General features: G+C 67.4%; 19 protein-coding genes. 12 read left to right on the top strand and 7 right to left on the bottom strand.

Annotated features, from left to right (window positions below; genetic code table 11):
- The first annotated feature begins 14 nt into the window (after nucleotides 1–14).
- From rpsO to F3S47_RS15840, 3 genes are all read left to right on the top strand, one after another.
- Entirely contained in the window at nucleotides 15–284 is a 270-nt protein-coding gene (rpsO, locus tag F3S47_RS15850; protein ID WP_150446278.1) for a 30S ribosomal protein S15, read from the top strand.
- A 220-nt stretch (nucleotides 285–504) separates the two neighbouring features.
- The gene (locus F3S47_RS15845) at nucleotides 505–981 is read left to right on the top strand and encodes a hypothetical protein (RefSeq protein ID WP_150446277.1); all 477 of its coding nucleotides are present in this window, start codon (nucleotides 505–507) and stop codon (nucleotides 979–981) included.
- Nucleotides 982–1,021: 40 nt separating this feature from the next.
- Nucleotides 1,022–1,981 (top strand): NAD(P)H-binding protein, encoded by a 960-nt coding sequence (locus F3S47_RS15840; RefSeq protein ID WP_150446276.1) that lies wholly within the window; start codon nucleotides 1,022–1,024, stop codon nucleotides 1,979–1,981.
- A gap of 3 nt (nucleotides 1,982–1,984) precedes the next feature.
- Here the strand turns inward: F3S47_RS15840 and F3S47_RS15835 are convergent, their stop codons facing one another.
- The gene (locus tag F3S47_RS15835) at nucleotides 1,985–3,994 is read right to left on the bottom strand and encodes an HWE histidine kinase domain-containing protein (RefSeq protein WP_150446275.1); all 2,010 of its coding nucleotides are present in this window, start codon (nucleotides 3,992–3,994) and stop codon (nucleotides 1,985–1,987) included.
- Between the two features lie 287 nt (nucleotides 3,995–4,281).
- On the opposite strand from F3S47_RS15835, the gene pnp reads away from it, so the two are divergent.
- The 4 genes from pnp (at nucleotide 4,282) to F3S47_RS15815 (ending at nucleotide 8,596) form a co-directional block, all read left to right on the top strand.
- Nucleotides 4,282–6,414 carry a polyribonucleotide nucleotidyltransferase gene (pnp, locus tag F3S47_RS15830; protein ID WP_150446274.1) on the top strand — a complete coding sequence of 711 codons (2,133 nt, stop codon included), beginning with the start codon at nucleotides 4,282–4,284 and terminating at the stop codon, nucleotides 6,412–6,414.
- Between the two features lie 216 nt (nucleotides 6,415–6,630).
- Nucleotides 6,631–7,206, top strand: a complete 576-nt coding sequence (locus tag F3S47_RS15825) for a L,D-transpeptidase family protein (protein ID WP_150446273.1) — start codon at nucleotides 6,631–6,633, stop codon at nucleotides 7,204–7,206.
- Between the two features lie 48 nt (nucleotides 7,207–7,254).
- Entirely contained in the window at nucleotides 7,255–7,806 is a 552-nt protein-coding gene (locus F3S47_RS15820) for a L,D-transpeptidase (RefSeq protein WP_150446272.1), read from the top strand.
- A gap of 214 nt (nucleotides 7,807–8,020) precedes the next feature.
- Entirely contained in the window at nucleotides 8,021–8,596 is a 576-nt protein-coding gene (locus F3S47_RS15815; RefSeq protein ID WP_150446271.1) for a L,D-transpeptidase, read from the top strand.
- 58 nt (nucleotides 8,597–8,654) lie between these two features.
- Here F3S47_RS15815 and F3S47_RS15810 read toward each other — a convergent pair whose 3' ends face one another.
- Complete coding sequence (locus tag F3S47_RS15810) at nucleotides 8,655–9,308, bottom strand: peroxiredoxin (RefSeq protein ID WP_150446270.1); 654 nt, start codon at nucleotides 9,306–9,308, stop codon at nucleotides 8,655–8,657.
- 68 nt (nucleotides 9,309–9,376) lie between these two features.
- Nucleotides 9,377–10,303 (bottom strand): alpha/beta hydrolase family protein, encoded by a 927-nt coding sequence (locus F3S47_RS15805; protein WP_150446269.1) that lies wholly within the window; start codon nucleotides 10,301–10,303, stop codon nucleotides 9,377–9,379.
- Nucleotides 10,304–10,438: 135 nt separating this feature from the next.
- On the opposite strand from F3S47_RS15805, the gene F3S47_RS15800 reads away from it, so the two are divergent.
- Nucleotides 10,439–11,368 carry a ring-cleaving dioxygenase gene (locus tag F3S47_RS15800; RefSeq protein WP_150446268.1) on the top strand — a complete coding sequence of 310 codons (930 nt, stop codon included), beginning with the start codon at nucleotides 10,439–10,441 and terminating at the stop codon, nucleotides 11,366–11,368.
- A complete protein-coding gene (locus F3S47_RS15795) occupies nucleotides 11,365–11,958 on the top strand; it encodes an alpha/beta hydrolase (RefSeq protein WP_150446267.1) in 594 nt (197 codons plus the stop codon). The genes F3S47_RS15800 and F3S47_RS15795 overlap by 4 nt, the downstream gene beginning before the upstream one ends.
- 3 nt (nucleotides 11,959–11,961) lie before the next feature.
- Here the strand turns inward: F3S47_RS15795 and F3S47_RS15790 are convergent, their stop codons facing one another.
- Nucleotides 11,962–12,609, bottom strand: a complete 648-nt coding sequence (locus F3S47_RS15790) for an RluA family pseudouridine synthase (protein WP_150446266.1) — start codon at nucleotides 12,607–12,609, stop codon at nucleotides 11,962–11,964.
- A 2-nt stretch (nucleotides 12,610–12,611) separates the two neighbouring features.
- A complete protein-coding gene (locus F3S47_RS15785; protein ID WP_150446265.1) occupies nucleotides 12,612–13,061 on the bottom strand; it encodes a GAF domain-containing protein in 450 nt (149 codons plus the stop codon).
- A gap of 243 nt (nucleotides 13,062–13,304) precedes the next feature.
- Here F3S47_RS15785 and F3S47_RS15780 point away from each other — a divergent pair, with 243 nt between their 5' ends.
- On the top strand, nucleotides 13,305–14,873 hold the full coding sequence (locus tag F3S47_RS15780) for a gamma-glutamyltransferase family protein (protein WP_150446264.1): 1,569 nt from the start codon (nucleotides 13,305–13,307) through the stop codon (nucleotides 14,871–14,873).
- On the opposite strand, the gene F3S47_RS15775 is transcribed toward F3S47_RS15780, so the two are convergent.
- A complete protein-coding gene (locus tag F3S47_RS15775) occupies nucleotides 14,870–15,583 on the bottom strand; it encodes an NAD(P)-dependent oxidoreductase (protein WP_150446263.1) in 714 nt (237 codons plus the stop codon). The genes F3S47_RS15780 and F3S47_RS15775 overlap by 4 nt on opposite strands.
- A gap of 82 nt (nucleotides 15,584–15,665) precedes the next feature.
- On the opposite strand from F3S47_RS15775, the gene F3S47_RS15770 reads away from it, so the two are divergent.
- Nucleotides 15,666–16,307, top strand: coding sequence for a TetR/AcrR family transcriptional regulator C-terminal domain-containing protein (locus F3S47_RS15770; protein ID WP_150446262.1), 642 nt, complete (start codon nucleotides 15,666–15,668; stop codon nucleotides 16,305–16,307).
- On the opposite strand, the gene hspQ is transcribed toward F3S47_RS15770, so the two are convergent.
- Nucleotides 16,304–16,630: a heat shock protein HspQ gene (gene hspQ / locus F3S47_RS15765; RefSeq protein ID WP_150446425.1), complete on the bottom strand. Its 327-nt coding sequence runs from the start codon at nucleotides 16,628–16,630 to the stop codon at nucleotides 16,304–16,306. The genes F3S47_RS15770 and hspQ overlap by 4 nt on opposite strands.
- 211 nt (nucleotides 16,631–16,841) lie before the next feature.
- On the opposite strand from hspQ, the gene F3S47_RS15760 reads away from it, so the two are divergent.
- Nucleotides 16,842–17,429, top strand: a complete 588-nt coding sequence (locus F3S47_RS15760) for a transglycosylase SLT domain-containing protein (RefSeq protein ID WP_150446261.1) — start codon at nucleotides 16,842–16,844, stop codon at nucleotides 17,427–17,429.
- Nucleotides 17,430–17,443 lie beyond the last annotated feature (14 nt).

The following is a 17,443-nucleotide window of genomic DNA, read 5'->3' as shown; positions in this document are numbered from 1 at the left end:
TGAAGGAGACCCCGATGTCGATCACCGTCGAAGAGAAGCAGAAGCTCATCAAGGATTTCGGCACCAAGCAGGGCGACACCGGTTCCCCCGAGGTGCAGATCGCGATCATGACCTCGCGCATCGCGACCCTGACCGAGCACTTCAAGACCCACACCAAGGACAACCACGGCCGCCGCGGCCTGCTGAAGATGGTCGCCCAGCGCCGGAAGCTGCTGGACTACCTCAAGGCCAAGGACGAGGCGCGCTACCGTGACCTGATCGGCAAGCTCGGCATCCGCCGCTGACGACCGGTCGAACCGTTCTGGAAAGGGGTCGCCTCGGCGGCCCCTTTTTTCGTGAGCCGTCCAAATTTGGACGGCACCTTACCCCACTGAAAAGTATCGGTTTTCTGGACTCCCGCCTCGGCAGGAGGGCCCGACGCAACGCTGTTCCGTTCCGGCGGACACAGATCTCCTGCGCTCACGCGAATTGACAATGGGCACGGGGGTTTGCACCCATCGCGCGATGAAAACTTCGGAAAACTCGGACGACCTGCTCGTCTTCGAAGAGACGCCGTGGGGAGTCGCCGCACTTCTGCTCGGAACGTTCGCCCTTCCGTTTGTGGGCGGGCTCTACTGCATCTTCGCTCTCGACCGGGTCATCTTCGGGGTGGGCGTGATCGCTGTCGGCGCTCTCGTCCTGCTGCCGGTCTTCTATGTCTTCGTCCGCCGCACCCAGCTGGTCTTCGACCGACCGGGCGGCGTGGTGCGCAAGCGGGTGCAGACCATCTTCGGCGACTCGGAGACGATCTGCTCGCTCCGTGCCGTCCGCGGCGCGGAGGTCGACACGCTATCGCCGACGGAGAACGGCAAGCCCGAGCGGCACAGGATGGTCGTCAGGACCGCTTCCGGCGAGGATATCCGGTTTCCCAAGCAGTACACACCGGGCGGCGGCGCGCAGCGCAACGCCGACCTCGTCAACGGCTGGCTTCACGCGGTCTAGCGCGGCCGAAGCGGAGCGCGGCATATCAGCGGGAGGCAGGATGACCGGCGAGAGATTGAAGGTCGTGCTCCTCGGGGCGAGCGGAACGATGGGCCGCGCGACCGCGGCCGCGCTTACCGCCTCGGGCCACGAGGCGCGCTGCGTGTTGCGTCCCGGGAGCCGGGCGCAACTCCCCGAGAGCGCCGAGGTGCGGAGGATGGAGATCACCGACAGGGCGGCGCTGAGAGAGGTCATGGAAGGGGCGGACGCCGTCATCTCCTGCATGGCGTCGCGGACCGGCGCCCCGGAGGAAGCCTGGGCCATCGATCACGGCGCCACGGTGGCCGCCTTCGAGGCCGGCCGGGAGGCCGGCGTGGGCCATTTCGTCCTGCTGTCCGCGATCTGCGTCCAGAAACCCCGGCTCGCTTTCCAAGAGGCCAAGCTCGCCGCCGAGGACGCCCTTGTTCGGTCCGGCCTTCGCTATTCGATCGTCCGTCCCACGGCCTTCTTCAAGTCCCTCTCCGGGCAGGTCGAACGCGTCCGGGCCGGACGGCCCTACCTGATCTTTGGCGACGGCGAGGCCACGGCCTGCAAACCTATATCGGACAACGACCTCGCGCGGTTTCTCGTCGACTGCCTGACGGATCCCGCGAAGCGCGACGCCATACTACCGGTGGGCGGGCCCGGCCCTGCCCTCACGCCCCGCGCCCAGGGCGAGATGCTGTTCGAACTGACCGGAGAGCCACCGCGCTTTCGCCGCGTGCCACACCGCCTCCTCGACGGGATCGTCTTAGGGCTGGACGTGGGCGGTCGCCTGTCATCGAACCTCAAGGCGAAAGCGGAACTCGCCCGGATCGGTCGCTACTACGCGACCGAGTCCATGCTGCTGCTCGATCCCGCTACCGGCCGGTACGACGCCGACGCAACGCCGGAATACGGGACAGAGACGCTGCGCGACCACTATGCGAGGATGCTGAGCGGAGAGGTCGCGGACGACAGGGGCGACCACGCCGTCTTCTGAACGTCAGGCGCGCTCCGTCTCCGTCAGCCGCAGCTCCTCGAGATGCCAGGCCAGTTCGGCCTCGCTGATCGGCTTCGTGATGCGCGGGAACCCACTGGCCGGATGCCCCGCGTCGTTGTCGAGGTCGTAGCCCGTGGCGAGAAGGACCGGCACGCCAAGCCCCCGCAGCCTCTCGGCGATCGGCAGGGAAGACCGGCCCTTCAGGTCGACGTCGAGGAGCGCGATGTCCGGCAGCCGCTCGGCGACGGCAGCGAGGCCGGAATCGACGGAGGACGCGATCTCGAAGACCGAGTAGCCCAGGTCCCGCGCCATCTCGGCCATGTCCATCGCGACCACGGATTCGTCTTCGACGATCAGGATCGAAGGCGGTCCGCCGGGTTCGGGCCGGGCTGGATCGGCGAGCGGCTCGGAGTGTGTCGGCTCCGGCGCGGAGCGGTTGGTGGGTATGGTGAGTTCGTAGCTCAGGACGGTGCCGACCTGCCGGCGCGACAACGTCCCGCCCAGGTGATCCTCGGCGACGCGCCGCAGCAGCATGGACCCGAAGCCGCTCTGTTCGGACCCACTCTCGGCCGTCTCCAGTCCGGGAACATCCTCGCGCCAGAGCAGCCGTAGCTCGGCTTCGGCATCGGAGGACCAGGTGACCTCCAGCCGTCCGCCGGGGTCGCGCAGGGCGCCGTACTTGGCGGCGTTCGTGGCGAGCTCGTGGATCACGAGGCCGATCGACTGCGTGCGGCCGGCGTCGAGGGTCATGCTCGGCCCGGAGACCCAGACCGCCTCAGGCGCACCGCTCGCGTACGGCGCGATCTCCTGGTCGACCAGGTCGGCGAGCGAGATCTCGTCCCAGCGGTTCGACGACAGGATCGAGTGGGTCCGCGAGAGCGCGCTGATCCGTTCGAGGAGCTTGGACTTGAGGCCGGCAACGTCGGGCGCGGACGTCATCCGGACAATGGACTGGATCACGCCCATGAGGTTCCGGGCCCTGTGGTCGACCTCGCGCGCGAGGGTCCGCTCGCGGGCCAGCGCCCGCTCCCGCTCGGCCAGGTTCATCGCCTTGTCGAGGACCTTCTCGACCGTGGCGATCTCCAGGTTGGTCCAGTGCCGCGGCTCGATAGAGTGCAGGAAAAGCACCGCCGTGAGCTTGTCGTCCACGATCCACGGCATGCTGAGGGACGCCGAGACGCCGAGCCGCCTCAACGTCTCGGCCGCTTCCGGATCGTAGGCCTCTGCCGCGGTATCGATCTGCACTACCCGTCCGGCCGACAGCGTGTCCAGCACCGCGGGGCCGAGGCTCCGGCTGGGAACGTTGCCGCCGATAGGCGTGACGCCCGGCGCGGTCCATTCGGCGATGATCGGCAGCCCATCCCCGCTGTCGTGCAAGGTCGCGGCGCGCAGGCCGACGCGCTCCACGTCGAGCTTCTCGCCGATGATCGCCAGGGTCCGGTCCAGGGCCGAAGAGGCGTCCGGCGCGGCGCGGAAGGCATCGTTGACCTCCAGCAGCAGCTGGTTGTGGCGGCGCGAGACCACCGTGTTCGTGACCTCGTTTCCGCTGTTGAAGATGCCGACGATGCCGCCGTCCTCGCTGCGGATCGGGGTGAAGCTGTAGTTGAAGTAGAGCTCTTCCTCGACGCCGAAGCGGCGCATGGGCAGGAGTTGCTCCTCCAGAAAGAGGCCGCGTCCGGTCGAGACGACCTCGATGAACTGGGGCTCGATGACGTGCCAGATGTCCGACCAGACCTCCTGCGCCGGGGCGCCGAGCGCGGCGGGGTGGCGCGGTCCGGGGATCGGAGCCCAGGCATCGTTGTAGAGCAGACGGAGCTCGCTGCCCCAGTAGATGGCGGTCGGAAAGGCCGAGTTGAGGCAGATCGCCAGAGCCGAGCGGAGCGGCTGCGGCCATGTGTCTGGCGTACCGAGCGGATGGTTCGCCCAGTCGAACTCGCGGATCCGTTGCCCCATCTCGCCGCCGCCGGCGAGAAAGCTCATGGGATCGTGCCGGGGGCTTTGGTGCCGCAGCATTCGGGGGGCTCCTTGGGAACGCGGGCCTGCGACTAATGTCAATATCGTTAAGCGCGACGCGCTGTCCACTCGCTCTTACACAACGTCACGGATTGCGAATCCCGGTACACGCCCGCGTGAGCGCGGCACCGCTTTCCAATCGTGCCGATTTCGTATAACGGCAGCCCATCTGAGACGTGACGCCCTGACCCCGGCGCATGGGATGATGATGGGGTCGGCGGCAATGGGGCCGCCATTGACACGGGAGACCCGGACCGCCGGGAGCGCTCCCCGACAGGAAAACGCAGATGTTCGATGTGACCAAGAAATCCATCCAGTGGGGCGAGGAAACGCTCACGCTGGAAACCGGCAAGGTTGCCCGTCAGGCCGACGGCTCCGTGATCGCCACCTATGGCGAGACCTCGGTGATGGCCAACGTGACCTTCGCCAAGCAGCCGAAGGAGGGGCAGGACTTCTTCCCCCTCACCGTCCACTACCAGGAAAAGTATTACGCCGCCGGCAAGGTGCCGGGCGGCTTCTTCAAGCGCGAGGCGCGTCCGACCGAGAAAGAGACGCTGACCGCGCGCCTGATCGACCGTCCGATCCGCCCGCTCTTCGTGCCCGGCTTCAAGAACGAAGTGCTCGTGATGTGCACCGTCCTGAGCCATGACCTCGTCAACGATCCCGACATGGTCGCGATGATCGCGGCTTCCGCGGCGCTGACCATCTCCGGCGCGCCCTTCATGGGGCCGATCGCCGGCTGCCGCGTCGGCTTCGAGGACGGCGAGTACGTCCTGAACCCGACCGTCGACGACATGCAGGGCCTGCGCTCGAACCCCGAGCAGCGCCTCGACCTCGTGGTCGCGGGCACCAAGGACGCGGTCATGATGGTCGAGTCCGAGGCCTACGAGCTGACCGAGGCCGAGATGCTGGGCGCGGTGAACTTCGCCCACAAGCAGATCCAGCCGGTCATCGACTGCATCATCGACCTCGCCGAAGATGCCGCCAAGGAGCCCTTCGACTTCCAGCCGCCGGATTACTCCGATCTCTACGAGACGGTGAAGGCCGCCGGCGAGGACAAGATGCGCGCCGCCTACGCGATCACCGACAAGCAGGAGCGGACTGCTGCCGTCTCCGCCGCCAAGGAGGAGATCCGCGCGGGCCTCACCGAGGAGCAACTCGAGGATCCGAACCTCGGCTCGGCGCTCAAGAAGCTCGAGTCCACCGTCCTGCGCGGTGACGTCGTCAAGAACGGCCGCCGGATCGACGGGCGGGCCCTGGACGAGGTGCGCCAGATCGTCTCCGAGACGCAGGTGCTGCCGCGGACCCACGGTTCGGCGCTCTTCACCCGGGGCGAGACCCAGGCGCTGGTCGTGACCACGCTGGGCACCGGCGACGACGAGCAGATCATCGACGCGCTGCACGGGAATTTCCGTTCGAACTTCCTGCTGCACTACAACTTCCCGCCCTACTCGGTCGGTGAAGCGGGCCGCGTCGGACCTCCGGGACGCCGCGAGATCGGCCACGGCAAGCTCGCCTGGCGCGCCCTGCAGGCGGTTCTGCCGCCGGCGACCGACTTCCCCTACACGATCCGCCTGGTCTCGGAGATCACCGAGTCCAACGGCTCGTCCTCCATGGCCTCCGTGTGCGGCGGCTCGCTGTCGATGATGGACGCGGGCGTTCCGCTGAAGTCCGCGGTGGCCGGTGTCGCCATGGGCCTCGTGCTCGAGGACGACGGCTCCTACGCCATCCTGACCGACATCCTGGGCGACGAGGACCACCTCGGCGACATGGACTTCAAGGTCGCGGGCACCAAGGACGGCATCACCTCGCTCCAGATGGACATCAAGGTCGCGGGCATCACGCCCGAGATCATGGAGAAGGCGCTCGAGCAGGCCCGCCAGGGCCGGATGCACATCCTCGGCGAGATGTCGAAGGCGATCAGCGAGGCGGGCGACTTCTCGGTCCACGCCCCGCGCATCGAGACCATGCAGATCCCGACCGACAAGATCCGCGAAGTCATCGGCTCGGGCGGCAAGGTCATCCGCGAGATCGTCGAGGTCTCCGGCGCCAAGGTCGACGTCAACGACGAGGGCATCATCAAGATCGCCTCGCCGAACGCCGACGCCATCCAGAAGGCCTACGACATGATCCACTCGATCGTGGCGGAGCCGGAAGAGGGCAAGATCTACAAGGGCACGGTCGTCAAGATCGTGGACTTCGGCGCCTTCGTGAACTTCTTCGGCAAGCGCGACGGCCTCGTGCACGTCAGCCAGATCGAGAACCGCCGCCTGAACCATCCTTCGGACGTCCTGAAGGAAGGCCAGGAGGTCTGGGTCAAGCTTCTCGGCTTCGACGACCGCGGCAAGGTCCGCCTGTCCATGAAGGTCGTGGACCAGGAGACCGGCCAGGAAGCCGCCAAGGAAGAAACGGCGGAGTGATCCTCCGACCGACATGACCGAAAAGGGGCCCCGGCCAGTCCGCCGGGGCCCTTTTACGTTTCCGGACAGGGCGCTGCGACATTTGCGCGACTCTCACAAAGCCGTGCGCCGTGGACGAATTGGCTTCCCGCAAGGTCAGGGGCTACCTTATGCCTCGGTTCCGAGTTGGGGAGCCGTCTCACCATTATCCGAATCCGACGAACAGATGAGCCGCCAATGCTGAACCGACGTTCCTTCATCGCCTCCGCGCTCGCCACCGGCGCGGCGGTGTCCCTCGGGCCCGCGCCCGCCTCGGCGCAGGAGAGCTTCGTCTTCCCGCCGCAGATGATGCCGAGGATGTTCCAGCTGGCCGAGCCCCTGCCACCCGGCACGATCCACGTCTTCCCGCAGGACTTCGGTCTGTACTGGTCCCTGCCGTCGGGCGACGGCCGGGTGATCCGCTATTCCGTCGGCATCGGCCGCGCCGGGCTCTACGAGACCGGCGAATTCTATGTCGGCGCCAAGAAGGAGTGGCCTGCCTGGACGCCGACCGACGAGATGATCGAGCGCGATCCGGCAGCCTACGAGCAATACGCCGACGGCATGCCCGGCGGCCCCGACAATCCGCTCGGCGCGCGCGCGCTCTACCTCTTCCAGCCGCAGCGCGGGGACACCTTCCTGCGCATCCACGGCACCACGCTGCCCAACACCATCGGCCGGCGCGTCTCGAACGGCTGCGTCCGGCTGGTCAACAGCCACATCATCCACCTCTACGACCAGGTGCCGCAGGGCACCCCGGTCAAGCTGCTCTGAACCGGGGCGCCGCATCTGCGGCGCCTCTCTTCCTGGGGGAACCGTCACATGCTGAACCGCCGTACTTTCCTGTCCTCCGCGGGGGCGTCGCTCCTCGCCGCTCCGGCCATCGCCCAGGCTCCGGTGCAGATACCGCCGGACATGCGCCGCGAGATCGTCGAGCTGAACACGCCGCTGACCCCGGGCGACATCCACCTCTACCGGCAGTCGCACAACCTGTACTTCATCCTGCCGGGGATGCAGGCGGTCGCCTACAAGATCGGCGTAGGCCAGCTCGGGATGCAGTTCGACGGGACGTTGACGATCGGCCAGAAGCGCGAGTGGCCGTCCTGGACGCCGACCTCCAACATGATCGCCCGCGAGCCGGAGAAGTACCGCCAGTTCGCCGGCGGCGTGCCGGGCGGGCCGGACAACCCCCTCGGGGCGCGCGCGCTCTACCTCTACGAGGGCGGGCGGGACACGCTCTACCGGATCCACGGGACGCCGCAGCCCTGGACCGTCGGCCTGTCCTCCTCGAACGGCTGCATCCGCATGTTCAACGAGGACGTTATCGACCTCTACGAGCGGGTGAACGTCGGCGCGAGCGTCGTCGCGCACTGATTCCGGCGCGGATCGTCACCACGGACCGATTGCCCGTTTTCCAAGGCCGTTCGCGATTGCGAGCGGCCTTGGCGTTTGTCCGCACTGGGCCTGAAGCACTCCGGCAACACTCGCCGCCGGGCCCCTCCCCCGGACGTTAAGGCTTCGTTCATCTGCACCTGCTAGGTGCTATGAATTCAGGCAAACAAAAAGCCGAACGCCAGAGGTAGGGCAGATGATTCAGAGAAGAGAGCTGTTGCTCTCCGCGCTTGCCGCGGGGGCAGTGGCCACGGGTGCGCCCGTGGCATCGGAGACCTTGAGCGCCTCCAACTACCGGGTCCCGCTCAAGCACAGGCCGCGGTGGATCGACGTCGATCCGGCGCTGACCGTCGGGGCGATCTATGCTTCCAACGAACAGCGGCGGCTCTACTGGATCGACAGCCCCGGCCGGGCGATCCGCTACACCATCGCCATCGGCGCGGCGGGCCGGGCCTTCCGGGGCACCGCCGTCGTTGCCCGAAAGGCCATCCAGCCGAGCTGGATGCCCACCCGCAACATGATCCGGATGGAGCCGGAGGTGTACGGCCAGTTCAGCGCCGGGCTGCCCGGGGGTCACCCGATGAACCCGCTCGGGGCGGCGGCGCTCTATCTCTACCGCGACGGGCGCGACACGCTCTTCCGCATCCACGGGACGCCGCAGCCATGGACCATGGGCCGGTCGTTCTCCTCGGGGTGCCTGAGGCTGGTGAACGAGCACATGATGGACCTCTACGCGCGCGCCCCGGTCGGCACGCCGGTCCACGTTTCCTGACCGCATGAAAGGGGCCGGCCCCTGCAGGACCGGCCCTCCTTGTTGAGCTTCTGTTCCTTTACGCCGGCAGCTTGGCCTTGCGGAGGTAGGGCAGCACCGTGTCGATCGACCCGTACTTGGCAATCGCGTCCTCGTCGGAGACGGCCACCGGCACGATGACGTCCTGGCCGGGTACCCAGTCGGCGGGCGTCGCGACGCCTTCCTTGGTGGAGGTCTGCAGCGCGTCGACGGCCCGCAGAACCTCGGCGAAGTTCCGGCCCACCGTCATGGGGTAGGTCATCGTCAGCTTCAGCTTCTTGTCCGGCCCGATGATGAAGACCGAGCGGACGGTCGCGCTGTCGGCCGGGGTGCGGCCGTCGGGGAGGTAGGCCTCGGCGGGCAGCATGTCGAAGGCCTTGGAGACCTCGAGGCCGTCATCCGCCACGATCGGGAACGTCGCCTCGGCTCCGCCGGCGGTCTTGATGTCGGACTTCCACTTTACGTGGTCCTGCACGCCGTCGACGGAGACGCCGAGCACCTTAACGCCGCGCTTCTTCCACTCTTCGTCCAGCTGCGCCACGGCGCCGAACTCGGTGGTGCAGACGGGCGTGAAATCCTTCGGGTGCGAAAAGATGATCGCCCAGCTGTCGTCGACCCAGTCATGAAGCGAGAATTCACCCTGGTCGGTGTTGACGGTCAGGTCAGGAATCTCGTCGTTGATGCGAAGTGCCATGTCGTCGTCCTCCGTGATGTCTTTGCCGTTGCGACATACCTATGCGGCGGGACCGAAGGTGCAATGGGTCATCCCTCAGGCATGGATGGGTCGTCGAGCCAACGGAGGACACGCTCAGCCAGCGCCGCCGAATTGACGTCCTGCGGCAGGAGATGCGTGTTGCCCGCGATCCCCTCTCCCGGCAGGTCCATCATGGCGGCGGTGACGCCCTTGTCGCGCAGCGCCTCCAGCATCGCGGCCGTCCCCTCCTTGCGGCGCGCCATGTCCCGTTCCTCGATCCGATCGCCGAAGATGGCGAGGACAGGGAAGCGGTCGAAGGTCTCGGCAGAGGCCTCGGGGTCCGCGATCACGCCGTCGGGCTCGATGAGCACGAGCGCTTCCGGCGCCCCCTCGCCCATCTGCACGGCCCTCATCACCGTTCCCGCCGCGCCGGACTGGGCGATGATCGCACAGGGGCAGGCATCCTCCATCAGCGTCAGCAGGCTCGCGGCCCGGAGAGCGCGATCCAATTCGCGGTCCTCCGACAGGGCGACATGGTCCGGCAGGCCCTCGGTGAAGGTTTCGAAGTCCTGCACCGGATAGCGGGTGTCCTCGTAGGGCTCACCCGGCTCCGGCCCGAGGCCCCAGCTTGTCCAGATGCCGTCCGCGGACCAGCGCCGGGCATTCTCGCGGCTCTCGCCGGACATCAGAATGCCCGGGTCGGTGAAGACGTGAACGGTCCGTCCCGCCTCCCGGAAGATCTGAGCCCAGCCCTCTCGTCCGTCCGGAGTCCCGGTGAAGACATCGCCGTCAAGTCCCGGCGCCGGAATCATGATGACCGGATCGCCCGTCTCTTCCAGCGCGCGGTAGGTGTCCACATGGGCGGTCAGGACCGTCGTCGGCAGGCCCTCGGGTGCGTCCTCGGGCAGAAACTCGGAGTCGGTCTGAAGAGGAACGGGCGCGGCGGTGAGAGGCGCCGCGGCGAGGGCGGCAAGAAGGACGAGAATGGATCGCATTGAAGCTCCACGGGGCGGCGACCGACCCAACCGGCCGGACAAGACAGAATTGCACAGAACCAGTGCACTGAGAGACCTTTTGTGCATCGGCGTCGCGAATACATTCCAGCCGACCGTTTCAGGAAGGAAAGAGCCATGCTGTCGCAAATCAAGGGCCTTCACCATGTCACGTCGCTGGCGTCTTCGGCCAGCGGCAACAACGCATTCTTCACCGACGTGCTGGGCCTGCGCCGGGTCAAGAAGACCGTCAATTTCGATGCCCCGGACGTCTACCACCTCTACTACGGGGACGAGGTCGGATCGCCCGGCACCGTCATGACCTACTTCCCCTTCCCGCACGCCGCGCGCGGCCGCCGCGGGATCGGCGAGGTGGGGACGACCCGCTTCACGATCCCGGTCGGATCCTCCAATTCCTGGGCCGAGCGACTCGCGGCGCACGGCGTCGAGGCGGTCGAAACCGGTGAGCTCTTCGGCGCGCGGCAAGTCGGCTTCGACGGGCCCGACGGCGACCGCTTCGCGCTGGTCGAGGGCGAGGACGACCGCGCCCCTTGGACCGGCAACGGCGTCTCCGAAGATACGGCGATCCGCGGCTTCCATTCCGTCGAGCTCCGTCTGAAGGAGGCGGGCGCGCAGGGAGAGCTCCTGCGTTACATGGGGTATGAGGAAGTCGGTCGCGACGGCGGCCTCATCCGCTACGCCGTCCCCGGCGGCAACGAAGCGAACGTCGTCGACATCGAGGAGCGTAGCGACCTCGGCCCGGCCGGACAGGGCGCGGGCTCGGTTCACCACGTTGCCTTTGCCGTCGAGAACCGCGCGCGGCAACTCGAGGTGCGCGAGGCGCTGATGGACACGGGGTTCCAGGTGACGCCGGTCATCGACCGCGACTACTTCTGGGCGATCTACTTCCGGACCCCGGGCGGCGTGCTCTTCGAGGTGGCGACCAACGAGCCGGGCTTCGACCGGGACGAGGACCGCGACCACCTGGGCGAAGCGCTGAAGCTGCCGAGCCAGCACGAGCACCTTCGCTCCGCGCTGGAAAAGCATCTGGAGCCGATCGGCCAATGACCTACCACGCAGCGATCAGCGAAGGGGCGCCCGGCGCGCCCCTCGTCTTCACCTTCCACGGCACCGGTGGCACCGAGGCGCAGTTCCACGGGGTCGCGCAGGAGCTCGTGCCGGGCGCCCATGTCGTGTCGCCGCGGGGCGACGTGAACGAGGGCGGCGCCCTTCGCTATTTCCGCCGGACTGGAGAAGGCGTCTACGACATGGACGACCTCGCGCGTCGTCGCGATGCCATGGCGGAGTTCCTCGCCGGACACCGGGAGCGGCTGTCTCCGCCCCAGGTCATCGGCCTCGGCTACTCCAACGGCGCGAACATCCTCGCGGCGGTGTCCTTCACCCGCCCCGAGATCGTCGACCGGCTGGTCCTGATGCACCCGCTCATCCCCTTCGACCCTGACCCGCAGCCCGGGCTGGCCGGACGGAAGGTCCTGGTAACGGCAGGGCGCGCCGATCCCATCTGCCCGTCGAACCTGACCGAGCGGCTGATCGACTGGCTCGAGGCGCAGGGCGCAGAGGTCACCGCACTGTGGCACGAGGGCGGACACGAGATCCGGCCCGAGGAAGTCGAGGCGGTCCAGCGCTTCCTGACGTGACCCTCAGAAGGGCGCCTTGGCGGTAATCCTCAACCCGCGGCCGCCGTCGGGGTGGCGCAGCTGCAGGGTCTCGGAGTGGAGCATCATCCTGGGATGCTCCAACGCCGGGCCGGTGGCGTAGAAGGGGTCGCCGAGGATCGGATGTCCGATCGCCAGCATGTGGACCCGCAGCTGATGCGACCGGCCGGTCTTCGGCATGAGCCGCACACGGGTTTCCTCGTCGGAGGAACGCTGCACCCGCCAGTCCGTGACGGCGGGTTTGCCGCGCTCGTGGTCGACCATCTGGAGCGGCCGGTTCGGCCAGTCGACGATCAGCGGCAGGTCGACGGTACCGGTCTTCTCCGCGATCCGGCCCTGCACACGGGCGACGTAGGTCTTCCTGGTCTGCCGCTTCTCGAACTGCAGGCCAAGGTGACGCTGCGCGGCGGGCGTGAGGGCGAAGACCATGACGCCCGAGGTGTCGCGGTCGAGACGGTGAACGAGAAGCGCCGTGGGAAAGGCCGCCTGCACCCGCGCGAGAAGACAGTCCGCCAGATGCTCGCCCTTGCCGGGGACGGAGAGCAGCCCGGCGGGCTTGTCGACGAAGAGCAGCTCGTGGTCCTCGTGCAGGACCTCGAGCGGGTCGTCCGGAGGATTGTAGTCGTCCGACACCCCTAGCCCGCGAAAGTCGCGTCGAGGATGGCCTGAAGCCCCTCGGCATCGGCCTGGGTGAAGGCATCGGGCCGGTCGCTGTCGATGTCGAGCACGGCGATGATCCGCCCCGCGCCGTCGCGGACCGGCAGCACGATTTCCGACCGGGTCGAGGAGGCGCAGGCGATGTGCCCGGGAAAGGCGTCCACATCGGGGACGAGCTGCACTTCGCCCGTGCGCGCCGCGGCACCGCAGACGCCGCGCGCGAAGGGAATGACGAGGCAGCCGTGACCGCCCTGGTAGGGGCCGATCTTCAACAGCTCCGGCTCGGTCACGCGGTAGAAGCCGGTCCAGTCGAACCGGTCATCGGAGTGATGGATTTCGCAGGCGAGCGTCGCCATGAGCGCGACGGAGTCGGTCTCGCCCTCGGTCAGGGCGGCACAGGTGCGGGCCAGCTCGGCGTAGTCGGGCATAGCGGTCTCCGGGGCGAGTCTCGGGTGCAGGGAACGGGCTGTCGGCGCCTGCCCCGGCAATGCCCCAATGCCACCCAAACCCGGCCGGAAACAAGGGTCATACCTGTCCCCGTAGCTGCAAATGGCTTCCCTCGACGCCGCGTCTATTGCCCCCACCCAGCACGCGGCGTCGAGGACTTTCCTCCTCCCCTTGAAGCTCCCTCGCCCTGCGGCCAATGTCCCTCCGGAACGAGGGAGGAACGTATGCGCGACTTTCAACTGCCTGGCCGGTCACCGGTTTTCGCCACGAACGGCATGTGCGCGACATCGCATCCGCTCGCCGCCAAGGTCGCGGTGCAGATGCTCGAGGCAGGCGGCAACGCGGTCGACGCCGCGCTCGCCGGGGCCGTTCTCCTGGGCGTTTGCGAGCCGCAGATGACCGGGATCGGCGGGGATCTCTTCGCCCTCGTCTCGAAGCCCGGCGAGGAGCCGATCGCGCTGAACGGATCCGGTCGCGCCGCCGCGGGGACGAGCGCGCAGGCGCTGCGGGACGAATTCGGCACCATGCCCGAGCACGGACCGCATTCCGTCACCATCCCTGCCGCAGTCGATGCGATCTGCCGGCTGTCCGAGGATCACGGGCGGCTCGGGCTGGGGGACATCCTCGCGCCCGCCCTCCACTATGCCGAGGCCGGCGTACCGGTTGCGCCGCGCGTGGCCTTCGACTGGGCGCGTGTCCATCATCTCGGTGAGGCGGCCCGCCGCCAGCTTATGCCGAACGGCGCGCCCCCGGAGCCCGGCAGCCTGTACCGTGCGCCGGGCATGGCGGAAGTCCTGCGCCGGATCGCCGTGGACGGGCGCGACGCCTTCTACGAGGGCGAAGTGGCAGAAGACATGGTCGGCGCCCTGCAGGCCCTCGGCGGGCCCCAGACGCTCGAAGACTTCGCCGCGGCGCGGTCCGAGTACACGACCCCGATCTCGGCGGCCCACGAGGGGCACGACCTGGTCGAGCATCCGCCAAATGGCCAAGGGGCCGCCGCGCTGCTGATGCTCAACATCCTGCAGCGGCTCGATATCGCCGGGCTCGACCCCTTCGGCGCCGAACGCGCGCACCTGGAGGCCGAGGCCGCCAAGCTCGCCTACGACGCGCGAAACCGCTTCCTCGCCGACGCCGACCACATGACACGGCTGGACCACCTGCTTTCGTCCGAGACGGCGGACCGGCTGGCGGCGTTGATCCGTCCCGACGCGGTCCTGCCCGCCGGCCTGGAGCCCGCAGGGGCGGTGCACAAGGATACCGTGCTGATCACCGTGGTGGACCGCGACCGGACGAGCGTCTCGTTGATCTATTCGATCTTCCACAGCTTCGGCTCGGGCATCGCCACCGACAAGTTCGGGCTTCTGCTGCATAACCGGGGGGCCGGGTTCACCCTGGAGGACGGTCACGCCAACGAGGCGGGGCCGGGCAAGCGTCCGATGCACACGATCCTTCCCGCCCTGCTTCGCAAGGAGGGCGAGACGGTCATGCCCTTCGGTGTCATGGGCGGCCAATACCAAGCCGCCGGGCATGCCCGCTTCGTGACCAACCTGCTGGACTTCGGCCTTTCGCCACAGGAGGCCATCGACGCGCCTCGCGTCTTCCCGACCGGCGGGCAGCTGCAGGTGGAGCGTGGCTACCCGGAGACGGTGCGCAAGGCGCTGGCGGACCTCGGGCACGACGTCATCACGCCCGATGTCCCCGTCGGCGGGGCGCAGGCCATCGCCATCCGGCCCGACGGGATGCTCGAGGGCGCAAGCGATCCGAGAAAGGACGGCTGCGCCCTGGGCTATTAGGCGAGGCTCGTCCGGAGGGCGGCGGGCCGCGAGGCGCCGTGTTCCAGCGCCGAAGGCGTTCGGCATCCGTTGATTGCCGGCGCCTTGCGGATCAGCCCGTCGTCGGTGAGCGCCTCGACCATGAAAAGCGCGAAGTCGATCCGGCGGGTCTTGTTGCTCCGAAGGATCGGGTCCTGCACATGCTCCGACCAGACCGGGAGCCCCTCGCTCTCGCCTTCCTCGAGGTCCGAGCCCCGGACCACGGTCCAATCCGTGTCGCTCTCGAAGATCAGGTCGGTCGCCCGGTACTGGTCGCGGAGGTCGACCAGGCCGGTCCAGCGGCCGATGGGGCCGAACAGCGCGAGGATCAGCTTGATCTTCAACGAGAACCGATCCTTGCCGTCGCGGGTGATGTGCCAGCCGCAGGAGTAGATGAGCCGGGCGCCGGGCTTCGCGGCTGCCATGACGGCCTTCGCGGTCCCAGAGGCGTAGTCGTCCGTGCCCCAGGGCGCTAGGACGGTGAGAACGCCGTCTGCGTCTCCGACGGCTTGCGCCACGACCTGCGGGTCGTTGGTCCGTCCCGGGAAGACGGTGATGCGGTCGCCGAAGCGCTCCAGCTTGCCGAGGCTCTCCGGCCGGCAGACGCCCGTGACCTCGTACCCGCGGGCGAGGCAATGCTCGACCATGTACTGCCCCAGCTTTCCCGAAATTCCGATGATGCAGACTTTCATGACTTGGTTCCCTACCCCGGTTGACCCTGCTGACTTACAATGTACGTTAGCTTGAGCGAGCAGATAAACTTACGGCGTAACCATGTCAAGACGAAATCTTACCAAGGGTAAAGTGCTTCAGGCCGGCGTGGATTTCGCCGACCGCGAGGGGCTGGAAAAGCTCTCCATGCGGAAGCTGGGCGAGACGCTGGGGGTGGAGGCCATGTCCCTCTACAACCACGTCAAGAACAAGGCGGAGCTGCTGGCCGGGATGACCGACCTCGTGGTCGGAGAGATCGCCAGACCCGACCCGGCAGGCCCTTGGCGCGACGAGATGCGCAAGCGGGCGCAGTCGGCGCACGAGGTCCTGATGCGGCACCGCTGGGCCGCGCAGCTCATCCTGACGACGGCAGAGCCCGGTCCGAACCAGCTGGCCTATGTGGAGGCGACGCTTGCCTCATTGATCGGGGCCGGCTTCACCTATCCGCAGGCCGATCACGTCTGGAATGCGCTCGACGCCTACATCTACGGGTTCACCATCCAGCGGCAGACCTTTCCGTTCGAACCCGAAAGCTACGCGGAGGCGGCGGCGGAGAACCTCGACATGATCCCGGCGGACGTCTTTCCCCATCTCCGCGGGATGGCGGAAAAGGTCGCCGCGCGCGAGCACGACGGCATCCAGACCCTCGACTACGGGCTGGAGATGCTGCTGGACGGGTTCGAGCGGGAGCTGCGGTCAGCCTAGTTCAGCTGGACCTGCAGCGGGTAGGAGCCATCCTCGAACGGACCGAAGAGGTCGGGCAGGTCGGGGTGGTCCACCGGTTCGCCGGAATAGTCGGCGATGAGGTTCTGCTCGGAGACATAGGCCACGTAATAGCTCTGATCGTTCTCGGCGAGCAGGTGGTAGAAGGGCTGATCCTTTGCCGGGCGCACGTCCTCGGGAATCGCCTCGTACCATTCCTCGGTATTGTTGAAGCTGGGGTCGACGTCGAAAACTACCCCGCGAAACGGGTGCTTGCGATGACGGACCACCTGACCAAGGTAGTATTTTGCGCGCGTCTTGTGCATTTGCATCCGGTTCTCCTTGCCCGGTTGGTAACTCCGCCAGTGGTTCCGAGTCCACAGTCAGAGCCCTGAATCCCGGGAAACAGTGTGTCGAATCACGCCGCGTCCGGGACTTTTCCGTGCGCGCCGCCTCGCCATCGCGCGATCGACCTGTTCCGTCGCGGCGCGGTTCGTGGTAACGAGAAACTAATAACAAAGAACGTGCGAGAGGCAGATGAGCAGACTCATTCTCGCGTTGGTCGTCGTTGCGGTGGTGGGCTCCTGCGCACCGCGCGATACCAGTGCGCCGAACAACCTCGATAACGCCTGCGCGCTCCTTGCCGAGCGACCGCATTACGCGCGGGCCTTCCGGCAGGCGAAACGAAAGTGGGGCGTGGAGCCTCACGTGCTGATGGCGATGATATACCAGGAGAGCAAATTTATCTCCGACAATCGCCCTCCGCATCAATACGTTCTCGGCATCATTCCGACCGGTCGCCAGAGCTCGGCCTTCGGCTACAGCCAGGCGCTCGACGGCACCTGGGCGGAATACGTGGACCAGCAGGGTGGACGCGGTGCCCGGCGGGACGACATGCGCCACGCGGCGGACTTCATGGGGTGGTACATGACCCTGTCGTCCTCCGAGCTCGGCCTGTCCCTGCACGACGCCCGGAACCAGTATCTCGCCTATCACGAGGGGCGGTCGGGCTTCCGGCGGCAGAGCTACACGTCGAAGAGCTGGCTCATGCGGGTCGCCGGAGAGGTCGAGAGCCGCGCGGCAACCTACCAGATGCAACTGGCGAGCTGTCCGCGCAGGCTCTGAGACGGGCGGCCGGG

The sequence above is a fragment of the Histidinibacterium aquaticum genome (assembly GCF_008710275.1).
GTDB classification, from domain to species: domain Bacteria; phylum Pseudomonadota; class Alphaproteobacteria; order Rhodobacterales; family Rhodobacteraceae; genus Oceanicola; species Oceanicola aquaticus.
This window is presented reverse-complemented; position numbering and strand designations above follow the sequence as displayed.

What these genes read in the sequence shown, in the direction of transcription:
- F3S47_RS15840 (WP_150446276.1), top strand. Translation starts at nt 1,022, where the DNA reads ATGACCGGCGAGAGATTGAAGGTCGTGCTCCTCGGGGCGAGCGGAACG.
- F3S47_RS15770 (WP_150446262.1), top strand. Translation starts at nt 15,666, where the DNA reads ATGTCAAGACGAAATCTTACCAAGGGTAAAGTGCTTCAGGCCGGCGTG.
- F3S47_RS15795 (WP_150446267.1), top strand. Translation starts at nt 11,365, where the DNA reads ATGACCTACCACGCAGCGATCAGCGAAGGGGCGCCCGGCGCGCCCCTC.
- F3S47_RS15845 (WP_150446277.1), top strand. Translation starts at nt 505, where the DNA reads ATGAAAACTTCGGAAAACTCGGACGACCTGCTCGTCTTCGAAGAGACG.
- F3S47_RS15760 (WP_150446261.1), top strand. Translation starts at nt 16,842, where the DNA reads ATGAGCAGACTCATTCTCGCGTTGGTCGTCGTTGCGGTGGTGGGCTCC.
- F3S47_RS15780 (WP_150446264.1), top strand. Translation starts at nt 13,305, where the DNA reads ATGCGCGACTTTCAACTGCCTGGCCGGTCACCGGTTTTCGCCACGAAC.
- F3S47_RS15810 (WP_150446270.1), bottom strand. Translation starts at nt 9,308, where the DNA reads ATGGCACTTCGCATCAACGACGAGATTCCTGACCTGACCGTCAACACC.
- F3S47_RS15815 (WP_150446271.1), top strand. Translation starts at nt 8,021, where the DNA reads ATGATTCAGAGAAGAGAGCTGTTGCTCTCCGCGCTTGCCGCGGGGGCA.
- F3S47_RS15835 (WP_150446275.1), bottom strand. Translation starts at nt 3,994, where the DNA reads ATGCTGCGGCACCAAAGCCCCCGGCACGATCCCATGAGCTTTCTCGCC.
- F3S47_RS15775 (WP_150446263.1), bottom strand. Translation starts at nt 15,583, where the DNA reads ATGAAAGTCTGCATCATCGGAATTTCGGGAAAGCTGGGGCAGTACATG.
- rpsO (WP_150446278.1), top strand. Translation starts at nt 15, where the DNA reads ATGTCGATCACCGTCGAAGAGAAGCAGAAGCTCATCAAGGATTTCGGC.
- F3S47_RS15785 (WP_150446265.1), bottom strand. Translation starts at nt 13,061, where the DNA reads ATGCCCGACTACGCCGAGCTGGCCCGCACCTGTGCCGCCCTGACCGAG.
- hspQ (WP_150446425.1), bottom strand. Translation starts at nt 16,630, where the DNA reads ATGCACAAGACGCGCGCAAAATACTACCTTGGTCAGGTGGTCCGTCAT.
- F3S47_RS15825 (WP_150446273.1), top strand. Translation starts at nt 6,631, where the DNA reads ATGCTGAACCGACGTTCCTTCATCGCCTCCGCGCTCGCCACCGGCGCG.
- pnp (WP_150446274.1), top strand. Translation starts at nt 4,282, where the DNA reads ATGTTCGATGTGACCAAGAAATCCATCCAGTGGGGCGAGGAAACGCTC.
- F3S47_RS15800 (WP_150446268.1), top strand. Translation starts at nt 10,439, where the DNA reads ATGCTGTCGCAAATCAAGGGCCTTCACCATGTCACGTCGCTGGCGTCT.
- F3S47_RS15805 (WP_150446269.1), bottom strand. Translation starts at nt 10,303, where the DNA reads ATGCGATCCATTCTCGTCCTTCTTGCCGCCCTCGCCGCGGCGCCTCTC.
- F3S47_RS15820 (WP_150446272.1), top strand. Translation starts at nt 7,255, where the DNA reads ATGCTGAACCGCCGTACTTTCCTGTCCTCCGCGGGGGCGTCGCTCCTC.